Annotated in this window: 9 protein-coding genes; 4 read left to right on the plus strand and 5 right to left on the minus strand. The window is 58.1% G+C overall.

Translation table 11 applies throughout. The features are described from left to right. Positions 1 to 100: 100 nt before the first annotated feature. From MON38_RS22510 to MON38_RS22520, 3 genes are read right to left on the minus strand one after another with little or no spacing between them, the layout of a single operon-like run. Positions 101 to 619 carry a hypothetical protein gene (locus tag MON38_RS22510; RefSeq protein WP_241938418.1) on the minus strand — a complete coding sequence of 173 codons (519 nt, stop codon included), beginning with the start codon at positions 617 to 619 and terminating at the stop codon, positions 101 to 103. A gap of 30 nt (positions 620 to 649) precedes the next feature. Then, positions 650 to 1,588, minus strand: coding sequence for a relaxase/mobilization nuclease domain-containing protein (locus tag MON38_RS22515; RefSeq protein ID WP_241938419.1), 939 nt, complete (start codon positions 1,586 to 1,588; stop codon positions 650 to 652). Beyond that, on the minus strand, positions 1,585 to 1,977 hold the full coding sequence (locus MON38_RS22520; protein ID WP_241938420.1) for a plasmid mobilization protein: 393 nt from the start codon (positions 1,975 to 1,977) through the stop codon (positions 1,585 to 1,587). Before MON38_RS22520 ends, MON38_RS22515 begins: the two co-directional genes overlap by 4 nt. Positions 1,978 to 3,346: 1,369 nt before the next feature. Between MON38_RS22520 and MON38_RS22525 the strand changes: the two genes are divergently transcribed. Continuing rightward, positions 3,347 to 4,261, plus strand: coding sequence for a replication initiation protein (locus MON38_RS22525; RefSeq protein WP_241938421.1), 915 nt, complete (start codon positions 3,347 to 3,349; stop codon positions 4,259 to 4,261). A gap of 83 nt (positions 4,262 to 4,344) precedes the next feature. Here MON38_RS22525 and MON38_RS22530 read toward each other — a convergent pair whose 3' ends face one another. Together MON38_RS22530 and MON38_RS22535 are read right to left on the minus strand one after the other, a co-directional pair. Continuing rightward, positions 4,345 to 7,692, minus strand: a complete 3,348-nt coding sequence (locus MON38_RS22530; protein ID WP_241938422.1) for a class I SAM-dependent DNA methyltransferase — start codon at positions 7,690 to 7,692, stop codon at positions 4,345 to 4,347. A 50-nt stretch (positions 7,693 to 7,742) separates the two neighbouring features. Beyond that, complete coding sequence (locus MON38_RS22535; RefSeq protein ID WP_241938423.1) at positions 7,743 to 8,093, minus strand: hypothetical protein; 351 nt, start codon at positions 8,091 to 8,093, stop codon at positions 7,743 to 7,745. 677 nt (positions 8,094 to 8,770) lie between these two features. Between MON38_RS22535 and MON38_RS22540 the strand changes: the two genes are divergently transcribed. The 3 genes from MON38_RS22540 to MON38_RS22550 all read left to right on the plus strand — a co-directional run bounded on the left by MON38_RS22540 (position 8,771) and on the right by MON38_RS22550 (position 10,610). Beyond that, on the plus strand, positions 8,771 to 9,091 hold the full coding sequence (locus tag MON38_RS22540; protein WP_241938424.1) for a helix-turn-helix transcriptional regulator: 321 nt from the start codon (positions 8,771 to 8,773) through the stop codon (positions 9,089 to 9,091). A 111-nt stretch (positions 9,092 to 9,202) separates the two neighbouring features. Next, positions 9,203 to 10,078, plus strand: coding sequence for a helix-turn-helix transcriptional regulator (locus tag MON38_RS22545; RefSeq protein ID WP_241938425.1), 876 nt, complete (start codon positions 9,203 to 9,205; stop codon positions 10,076 to 10,078). A 103-nt stretch (positions 10,079 to 10,181) separates the two neighbouring features. Next, entirely contained in the window at positions 10,182 to 10,610 is a 429-nt protein-coding gene (locus tag MON38_RS22550) for a DUF983 domain-containing protein (protein ID WP_241938426.1), read from the plus strand. The last annotated feature ends 113 nt before the right edge of the window (positions 10,611 to 10,723 follow it).

A 10,723-nucleotide genomic window follows, 5' to 3' on the forward strand; every position in this document is an offset into this window, starting at 1 on the left:
CGGGGTCTAGCCCGTACCGCTTTCCACCGCAGCGCGGGCGTCTGTTCCTATTCGTGAAATTGGGGCGTATAGCTCAGGTAAATTACTGTTTAAAAGCTGGTTATTTCTGTGGGAAATACTTCCTAGCGGCTTTCGGATTATCATCCTTTAGGTCCACGTAGCCCTTACTCAACCAATCATAGGTGGCTTTTCGCTCGGCTTGCTGCTGCTCAAGCAACTCCGCTTTTGCCTCGGCGGCGCCTTTCTCCTTCCACGAGTAGGCACTGAACGTGAAGAAAACCAGAACTATCCCCATCATGGACAGCGCGACGGGTATGCTGGTAAAGCCCCATACCTTATCCTTTAAGGGCACACTGCGCGGAATCTGGTCAATGACCTGGGCGAGTTGCTGGCTGCCCTTCGTCACCGCCGCCGCGATGGTGTCAGGGGTCGCCAAATGCGGTTGGATATTCGCTGCTACTCCCTTATAATCAACCGAAAACGTGGTACCCTGCTTTACGATGGCCAACACCTCGTCTACCTCGGCGCGGCTAATGGGCTTGCCCTGCTCCAAGCTGCGGGTATTTAGGGCCTCGATGCCCCGACGCAGGGCCTTAATGTCGTCAAGTAGCTCTTGCATAGTCTAGTAAGTAAAATAGGGCGGTTAGTATCACCTCTCCATGCCTTGCGATTTGTCTTGTTTCGGCTGCTGGCGGGCCTGCTCCTGCTTGGCATGGGCGTAGGATTCGGCCAACTTGGCCAGCGCGTAGTCCTGGCCCACCTGCTGCCACGCCTGGGCCGGGTCCTGGCCTAGCTCGCGGGCCTTGGCAAAGCCCGTTTCGAGGTTGCCGGCGCTGTACTCGCGGCCCACCTGGCTGCCCTTCACCCGGTGCCCGTCCTGCTCAAACACCACCCCGGCCGGGCTCCCGTCCTTGCGCCGCGTCAGCTCCAGCTCAATGCCTCGCGGGCGCAGCGCCTCGCGCAGCTCGTCAAAGCTGCGGGCCTGGCCAGCTGTGTAGCCTAGGGCACGGCCAATGTCCTGCCGGGCGCGGCTCCACTCGGCCGACTGTTCCTCTTTGGGGGTGGTGGCCTTCGCCTGGGCCGGGGTCGGGCCGATTTCTAGGGCCTGCTTGCGGCCCACCTGGTCGGCCACTATCAGGCCGTATTGCTGCTCGATGCTCTTACACACGTCTACGCTGCGCGAGCGTACGAACTGGTCACTAACTGTTTGCCCGTCTAAGTCCACCCGGTTTACCACTAGGTGCATATGCGGGTGGGTCTTGTCCTGGTGCCGCACTACGGCCCACTGCGTATTCTCGGGGTCGATTTTCATCCCCTTTAGGTAGTCGTGGGCAATGCGGCCCATTACCTCGTTGGTCACCTTCTCTTTTTCCTCGACCGGAAAGGCCAACGCGACGTGCAGCACCGCCTTACCCAGCCCTGGGCGCATGGCCCGCACCATGTCAAAATCGGCCGCCATATGGGCCGCGCTGTCGGTGCGTACCCCGTGCGCAGCCAGCACCTCGGCCCCTTTATCGGGGGTCTTTTCTTGGAGCACATACTGACACATGGCCCCGAACGACTGGTTCACCTTCACCTTGCCAATCATGACGCATCCGGCGCTAGGCGTTTCAGAAGGTGGTGCATCTGCCCGAGCACCGTTGTAGCTCCGGTGCGCTGGTCTTGCTGCAAGTGGGCCAGCTTGGTGAGCTGGTTCAGGTTCGCGGCCATGCCGGCGAGCTGCACCAATAGTCGGGCCTCTTCGGGGGTCGGCGGGGCCACCAGCTTCGTGGCCGTGTCCTGCTTCAACCAGACCGAGCGTAGCACCTCGCCCTGGCTCAAGTGATGCCGCTCAGCCTCGCGGTTCAGGCGCTCGTGCTCCTTATCAGTGAGCCGCACGCTGACGACGTGGCGCTGCTTCTCGGCCAGCGGGCCAGCCTTCCGGCCTCCCTTGCGGGGGCGGTGGGGAGTGGAATCGGCAGGGGTAAGTGCTTCCATTGAAAGGTCCCCGAAGGGGCAAGTGTAGTGAGCCCAACGGGCGAACGGGTTTTGGGGATTGCGCGAAGCGCGATTCACAAAACACATCTTGCGAAACACGTTGAACGAGACTCTGACGGGCTACTAAGGTACTACTTTGGGAGCACCTGGGCAAGCTAGCTGGTTACTTAGAAAGACCATCCGGCCGCTTACTGACCATATAAGCGCGCAGGGCATTACGAGCATGTTCCGCTTCTACTCCCCCTAACTCACGCAACATCTTACGCCACTCTACACAGTCTGCACCCTCTAGTAAAAAGTGCATCTGCTTCCGTTCGGCAGCATCCCCGGTCAACTCTTTGCGTGGCCTTCCCATAGACAGCACATAATTAATCAGTAGTTTAAAACTACCAAAAAACTAGGGTACTACCAAGCAACTTCTATCTTCGTTACACTTGCACGGTAGTCACCCCGCCAACGCATCGTCTGAAAAGATGAAGCCCCGGCTGCTGACACAACCAGGGCTTCAGGAAGTGGGTGGATTGAGCACCCTTACTCCCGAACGAAAATGGGTAAACGTGCAAAAGTGAAACCAGCTGGCCAGGCTAGTTGGTTTCGCATCCCCCTGGAACTGCTTAAGGCAGCACTAGGGGGAGCAGTTCGAGCAGTGGTTAGCCACTGGCTCGGGCATCCTTAGGATAGCGGCGGTCAGTACTTCGGTGCTGGCCGCCGTTTGTCTGAAACCCAAGGGCTACCTGACTGAGCAAATATACGACCCTACCAACACTGTGGCTATGTGCCGGGTGTCGTGCTTATCTGGCCTGCTAAATACGCTGGAAGGGCAAAAGTGAGATAAAAGTACATGCCCGCCCAAAGCAGTACATAAACTAAACTATTTAGCAAATAAACTATTGATTACTAAATGTTTATAAATCTGACGCGCCGCGCCCTAGTGTGCGAAGCTTGGTTTTGGTGGCGTTTCTTTTTTTGGCTGTTTTTGCGTCGCTCGACGGACATTTCCGCATAGTTGGAACGGGTCAGAACAGGCTCTAAAAGCCCTTTTTTTGCCTTTCCCTCGCGCGTTTCCAAATCTTGTGAAATTTTTTTTTAGATCTTAAAACCAAACACTTCCATATTTAGAAAAAATTGCCCTTGACAGTCAATGAGTTATCCCATCTATTATGAGTTTTTGTCCGTCAACTATGAGTTTTTGTCCTAGTGCGGTTGAGCTTATCCCTTCTAACTATAAGAAAATGTCCGTCAACTATGAGTTTTTGTCCTAATGTCAGCAAATCAACTATGAGTTTTTGTCCTACAAATATGAGTTGTAAAATGGTACTCATAAAAAACACTCATACATTCGTGGCAGCACCATTTTTCTGCTGACAAATTGGAACCTGAAAAATCTACTGATAAGGCTGTCACACTGTGGCAATCCAACGTCCTTACTTCGGCACGTTACGAGCTAACCAAACTAGAAAAGAACATCCTTTATCTGGCAATGCGTGAGATGCAGCCGACTGACTCACCAAGTCAGCTCTATTACGTTTCGACTGTGGAGCTACGTGAGCGAACGGGGGAGGAAATCAAGTATGACCGTCTGCGCGCCATCACCAAGAAATTATTGGGCCGCGTTCTAGAGGCTGACCTACCAAACGGCGACTTGCTGCAAACCCACTTCTTTTCCTCGGTACAGTACATCAAGGGTACCGGCACCCTGGAAATCTCGATAGACCCGAAAATCAGACCCTTCTATGGGTACCTGAAAACCCACTTTACTACTTTCCAACTCGACTTGGCCATCACCCTGAATAGCATCTATGCCAAGCGGTTTTACGAAATCTTTTCCATGTACAAGCACTTACCTAATAAGGTGTTTCGCATCTCACTAGATAAGCTTAAGATACAACTTGGACTAACGGACAAAGACACTGGCAAAGACAAGTACCCACTCTATGCCGACGTTAAGCGCAACGTATTAAAGCCAGCTGAGGAAATCAACACGGCTACCGACCTGGCCTTCACCTACCGCGAAATCAAGCGGGGCCGGAAGGTCGTGGAGTTGGAATTTACGGTTGTATACACCCCAAAAACGACCGAAATCGACTACAACGAGCAGGAAACAGCTCTTTTCGGTCGCTTAGTCAATGATTTCAGCCTGCGCAAAGACCAGGCTATTGCGGCCCTGCGCACGCTGAGCCCTTCGGAAATCACCAAGCACCTCTACCAGATTAAGTTGCAAGTGAACGACGGGAAGGTGTCGAACGTGGGAGCCTACACGGCGGAACGCCTGGGCGTTAAGTAGCTGAGCTACCCCCGGCCCAAACAGACAGGAGCCCCGCAAATGACTTTGCGGGGCTCCTGCGTTTACTACTGGCTTCTTCGATACTAGGCCGCGTAGGTACCCTGGGGCTCTAGGTAGCGCACCTGTGACAATACAGCCAGCATATCGAGCAAGGGCTTCACCTTATCGGCTTTGGTGCGCCGGAATCGGGCAGCTACCTGGTCGCTGCTCAGGGCCTCGCCGGCTGCCTGCTGGATGATGGCGCGCACGGCTAGCATTTGCTGGGCCAGCTCACCTGGCCACGGCTGGGCCGTGGCGGCGGCGGCCACTGTGGCAGTGGTGGCGGTCGCCGGCAACGCCAAGGCGGCCTGCTGGCCGGGGGCCTGGTACTCGGGGCGTAGGTGGCGCACGGTGCCAGCCGCTTCTTCGGCTAGCCGCTGCTGGTTGAGCTGCATCAGGCGCGTGAGCACCTCCGCGTCGCTGAGCGTGGCCGGCCAGCCGTAGGCGTCGGCCACGGCGGCATCGAGCTGGTGGTGGAGGTTGAGCACAATGGCCGCTAGCCCCTGCTCGTGGGTAATCTGCTCCTTTGCATTGAGCACCTGGCCAGCGCGCAGCTTTTCGACCACGTTGTAAAGGTCGGTGAGCGTAAGGCCGGGGTGCTGGGCCTGCTGGCGCTTGCGGTGGGCGTCCAGCTGCTCAGCTAGCTTACTAATCTTAGCCTGCTGGGCCTCAGTAGCAATGGGAAAGGGGAAGGGGTCAAAGCAGCGAGTACCGTTGTAAACAGAATCATTCCCAACACCTAACCAACCGCCCGTTGCCATTGCCCATATCACGTGCTGTTTACTCGACAATACGCCTAAATGGTAAGCTGCATCTGAGGCAACTACAAATAGCTTATTGTCGGGTATCGTTTTTCCATCCAGAAACATAAATACCCGATGCTTAGCCGTTTGGGTAGTTACTATGATTCGGGACAACCCAGCCAGGGCGGGGCGCAGTTCCGAACGAGGGCGGCCGAATAGCCACCACTTTTCGCGGGTACTCTTGTCCTGGGTTGCGTCGCGGGCCGGCTTTACCAGTTCAAGAACTCGCTGGTAGATAGCCGGGTAGCGGTCGAGCACATCGTCAGGAGTCAGCCCAAACAAGTCAATTACCATTAGCCCACGGGATTTCTGCATCATGTCGCGGCCGTTGAGGTAGGGGCGAATATGCTGCTCTAGCCCTGGCAGCTTACCTAGCCCTAGCGCCACTGCCTCGGCCGGGGTTACCTGAAAACCAGCCCCATACAATCCCATTCCGACGTTCGACAAGCCAGCCGCTGCCTGTAGGGCTACCGCGTTGGCCACGTCGGCCCCCACGGTCAGGTCAGAATTGATGGTTCCAACGGTTTCCATCAGCAGCACGTCGTGCGCGTCATCGTCGGCCGCCGTTTCCTGCACCACCTGGAACAACGAGCCAGGCAGTACCCCACGCTCGGCCACGGTGAACGCCACGCGCACGGCGGCCCCGTCGGTTGCATCAACCCACGGATGGTCCGAAATGGCATAGACGAGCGAAACCGGCTGCGCGGCATCAGCTAGAAACTCCTGCACTACCCGACGGTTAAACGTCTGAGTGATAGAGTTAGTAGTAATAAACCCGAAGCGTTCCACCTTTCCACTGGCAGCCAGTTGGGCGGCCCGCTGCCACCAGTACATCACCAGGTCGGCCGACTCGGGCACCTGGCCCGCGTAGGTTTTGCGCAAGCTGGTCACGTAGTCGTCGCCCAGCGCCCGGCGCATGGCTTTATCGCCCACAAAAGGCGGATTACCCACAATAAAATCAGCCGCTGGCCACTCGGCCGGCCACGTCTTGCTATAATCGGCGTTGTGGCCCAATATGGCGTCCTGCTGCTTGATATTCTGATAGTTGTCAAGTAGTGGCTCCGCTAGTTGCGTGAGGCCGTGGGTGCGCAAGTGCCACTGCAAGTACCCAATGCGCAATACCACGTCGGCAATAGCAGCGGCGCGGGGGTTCAGCTCCATGCCCAGCAGCTGCCGGGGGCTTACCGTCGTCCCGTCGCCCAGCTCCAGGCGGCCGGAACCGCCCAGCTGCGCCAGCGTCGTCAGCACCTCGCCTTCTAAACGTTTCAGGTGTTCTAGGGTCACGTACAGAAAGTTACCAGAGCCACAAGCGGGGTCCAGCACCTTCACTGACGTAAGCCGGCGCAAGAATTTTAGCAGTTCCTCGCGGGCAGCTTCCACGGCCTTCTTGCCCTTGCCTTCCTCTAACTTGGTGGCGCTAGCCGCCTGCGCAGCGGCCCACTCGCGCCGCAGCGGCTCAATCACCGTGGGCAGCACCAGGCGCTCGACGTAGCGGCGGGGCGTGTAGTGCGCGCCGAGGCTGTGGCGCTCGGTTGGGTCAAGCGCCCGCTCTAGCAGGGTGCCAAAGATGGCCGGCTCAACTTCCGTCCAGTTGGCGGCGGCGGCCTGCTCTAGCAACTTAATTTGGTCAGCGTTCAGGGGTAACGCTTTGGCCTCGTGGAATAATTGCCCATTAAAGCGCCGCAGTTTCTTGCGCAGCTCCGGCGAAAATCCCCCTTTATCCATCACAGCCCACAAGCCCTCCAACGCATCCGGCAGGTAGCCCCTCAATTCCTCCGTTTCCGAGTAAGAGCCTAGCAGCCCCTTGAATGAATCGGCCGGAATCAGCTCCACGTCCTCGGCAAACATGGTAAACAGGCAGCGCATTAGGAACTGCGCCACCACATCGGACGGGTGGCCAGCTTTTTCCAATTGGGTGCTCAGCCCAGCTAAGTAGCCGGCGAGTTGGCGCGTGACGCGGGCGGCGCGGCGGCTGGGGTCGAGCTGCTGCGGGTCGGTAAAGAGTTGGTGCAGCTGCGCCCGTAGCTCGGGCTTGGCCAGCGCCGGCAGGAAGAAACGGTAATGCCCCGAATCGGGAAAGGGCACGTAATTGTCGCCTACCCCGGCAAAATTGCTGTACACATCGAAGCAGTGGCCCACGTCCACTACCACGATAAACGGGGGCCGGGGCTCGCTCGCTGGCAGCGCCCGCACATAGCGAAGGGCCTGCTCATAGGCGGCTTTCATCATCTGCTCCCATTTGGCAGTGCCGCGCACGGCGTGGCCCTTGCGGCGCTTCTCGGGCGGCAAGCCCAGCTGCGCCTTCTCGGCGGCGGCCTGCTCGTCGGGGCTGTTGGTGCCCTGCTTAGTTTCGAGCACGAAACAGCCCCGCTTGTAGAGGTCTATCCGGCCGGTGGTCTGCTTACCGCCGCCGTCGTCGAACGTCACGGCCCGTTCTAACACGTAGGCGTCCTGGGCGGGGTTGTCGGTGGTGGGGTCGGGGCGGGGTACGCCTAGTAGGTCGCAAAAATCTTGCAGAAACAGGCCGTAGTTGGCCCGCTCCGCGCCGCCGGATTTGCGCCAGCGGGCTTCAAAGTCGAGGTATTGCACGCCGCAAAATACGCCTTCGCGGGAGGACTGCGAAGCCCTCCCGCCAGGTTTTAGGCGCTCTTTTTGGTCGAGTCCGCGCACGGGCAGCTCGGCTGCGGCTGCGGCTTGGCAACGGGCTTCCGGTGCTGCTTACGGGGCAGCTTGTGGGGCTGAGGCGCCTTACGCGCCGGGGCAATTTGGGGGGCAGGGGTAGCCGCCACTACGTTTAGGGTAATGTAGGTGGGGGCGTAGTTGTAATGCTTTACAACGGGGGCGGGCGTTTCCTTGGTCATGGCCACGGATAGTAGCAGGAACACACCAGCGATAACGGCGGCGATGATGGCGGCGGCTAGCGCGAATACGCCAGCGATGGTTTCTTTCTGATTGTTACTCAGGACTTGGGTTAAAACTTTGAAATTCATTTACTTACTCGTCTTTTCCCTATATATCAGGTAGTGAGCGGCCCATCAGGCTGCTCCCTGGACAGATTGGGTGACGTGAGTAAATAGGGGCGACGTAGTGCATTGAGCCTGAACGGCTTGAATTATCTGCAACTTTCCTCGTTTTTTTCGTCAAAGTCGAAAGATTTATTTTGGCGACCGCCGCCGACGGGGTTCGCTTTATTGAACAAAAGGGAGAAAAGGGGTGGCGGGGTCACCGGTCCCTTTTCTCCCTTTTGTCCCTTAACATAATATTGGTTATATCCCCACTCTTGAAATATGTGCAGGTTTTGGCCCGCCTGACCGCTGCGCCTGGCGTGGTACTTTAGTGGGGCAGGGCTTTAATTATGGTTGTCTCCGAAGCTCCTCTCTGCGGGGCATTTCATGAACGAGCATTGGTAGACCAGTTTTTGAACCATTCACTGTTTTCCTGTCCGTAAATGTGCCGGAGGTGCCTGCATCTGTCCTATGGGGACGAATTACTGGGTGGGTAATTTTGTGGGTGCTTATCCAATGATGTTTCCATGCCCTCCACTCTTGCCTTTTTTGGGCGGACGCCACCCCGCATGGAGTCAGCCCCGTTTTCCCTGTCTGAGCTGACTTCCGTTAGCAATCGCTCCCTGGCGCAGCCCCTGCCGTCGGACGAGCGATACCGGCAAGTGCGAGCCTTTGCCCAACTGGTGGACCAGCAGTTTCGGACGCTGAAAACGGTCAGCGCCTACGCTGAGCAGCTGGCGTTGAGCCCCAACCACCTCAATGCACTCTGCCGCCGGCTGTTGCACCAGACGGCCAGCGATGTGCTGCACGCCCGCATCGTGGCCGAAGCGCAGCAGTTGCTGGCTCGCACGAATGACTCCGTAGCCGCCATTGCCGCGGCGCTGGGCTTTGACGATGCGTCGTATTTCTGCCGCTACTTTAAAAAGTACGTGCGCCAGACACCGCTGGCCTTCCGGGAGTTCAGCGCTTCGGCCCACGAATAGCGGGTAGGGTTAGCGGCGACGTAGCAAGACACTTTGCGGCCCCCTACCACCCTGCGGAATTTTCGTAGGTTCGGGCAACCGCCCCCGGTTCCCTCTGGGCGGGGCCTGCTTATGAAAACACCGAGCCTACCCGTGCTGACCCTCGAGCACTTTTCCGCCCCCCATCGGCCCGGTCCCGACTACTACATCGAGCGGCTGGAAGACCACCGAGCCCGCTTTCCGGCCGTGAGCCTGCCCCACGCCCACAGCTTCTACCTGCTGCTCTACGTTACGCAAGGGCAGGGCACTCACACCATTGACTTGGTTACCTACGAGCTACGGCCGGGCGGGCTTTACTTCCTGGTGCCGGGCCAAGCTCACAGCTGGGTGTTGTCGCCCGATGCGCAGGGCTACATACTTTTTTTCAGTGCTGCCTTCTACCAGCGCCAGTACCCAGCCGACCGCTTAGCCAGCTACCCATTTTTTGACCCAGCGCAGGCCCCGGTTCTGTACCTGCCGCCTGCGGAAAGCACCCTGCGCGGGCTTTTTGCCCGCGTGTTCGAAGAAAACACCACGCCCGCCGCCAATCACGACGAGGTGGTGGGGGCCTATGTGTACCTGCTGCTGGAACTGGCCGGGCGCTCTTACGTCCAGGAGCCGGACCGGCACGCCACGTCGCACGGCTTGCAGCAAGTGCGCGCCTTCAGTCAGCTACTCGACGCGCACTTCCGCACCGAGAAAACTGTGCGCTTCTACGCTGACCGGCTGGCCATGACGGCCAACCACCTCAACGCCCTGTGTCGGCGGGTGGTCAACCAGACGGCCAGCGACCTGATTCACGAACGGGTCATCACCGAAGCGCAGCGGCGGCTGGTGCATTCGGCCGATACGGTGAGCCAAGTAGCCGACGCCCTGGGCTTTGAAGACCCCTCGTACTTCACACGCTACTTCAAAAAGTACGTAGGCCAGACGCCGGAAGCGTTCCGGCAACACCAGCCGACGCGTTGATTTGTGAAGTCCGTTGATTTGTCCGGTAGGTGCCCGTATATGGGCTGGAGCCTGCCCTGGAGGGAGCCATAATTTTGTATCGTTCCACAAGCTCTTGAAAATCATGGCCCCTATCGCATCGAATACCTCCGCCCTGTTGGCCCTGCGCTGCCCCCGTTGCCATGAAGGTAAAATCTTTACTTCGCGGGCGCTCAGCTTTAAGTTTGCCGACATGCCCGAAGTCTGCCCCGTATGCGGACAGCCCACCGAACCCGAGCCCGGCTTCTACTACGGGGCCATGTTCGTGAGCTACGCGTTCTCGGTGGCCATTTTTGCTGTCACCGCTGTCGCGCTGTACTTCCTGGCCGGCGACCCCGCCATCTGGGTGTATGTGGTAGTTGTGGGCCTGATGGCCATGCTGTTTACCCCGCTCTCGGTGCGCTACTCGCGCATGTTGATGCTCTACTTATTCGGCGGGGTGAACTACCAACCCAACTGGGTGCGCTACGAGCCGCGGGCACAGCGCCCGGCACCCGCCAGCCTCGGGGTCTAGCCCGTACCGCTTTCCACCGCAGCGCGGGCGTCTGTTCCTATTCGTGAAATTGGGGCGTATAGCTCAGGTAAATTACTGTTTAAAAGCTGGTTATTTCTGTGGGAAATACTTCC

Source organism: Hymenobacter cyanobacteriorum, assembly GCF_022631375.1.
In the GTDB taxonomy this organism is placed as follows: Bacteria; Bacteroidota; Bacteroidia; order Cytophagales; family Hymenobacteraceae; genus Hymenobacter; species Hymenobacter cyanobacteriorum.

Coding starts and splice junctions, on each gene's coding strand:
- MON38_RS22510 (WP_241938418.1), bottom strand. CDS start 619: ATGCAAGAGCTACTTGACGACATTAAGGCCCTGCGTCGGGGCATCGAG.
- MON38_RS22515 (WP_241938419.1), bottom strand. CDS start 1,588: ATGATTGGCAAGGTGAAGGTGAACCAGTCGTTCGGGGCCATGTGTCAG.
- MON38_RS22520 (WP_241938420.1), bottom strand. CDS start 1,977: ATGGAAGCACTTACCCCTGCCGATTCCACTCCCCACCGCCCCCGCAAG.
- MON38_RS22535 (WP_241938423.1), bottom strand. CDS start 8,093: ATGAATTTCAAAGTTTTAACCCAAGTCCTGAGTAACAATCAGAAAGAA.
- MON38_RS22545 (WP_241938425.1), top strand. CDS start 9,203: ATGAAAACACCGAGCCTACCCGTGCTGACCCTCGAGCACTTTTCCGCC.
- MON38_RS22550 (WP_241938426.1), top strand. CDS start 10,182: ATGGCCCCTATCGCATCGAATACCTCCGCCCTGTTGGCCCTGCGCTGC.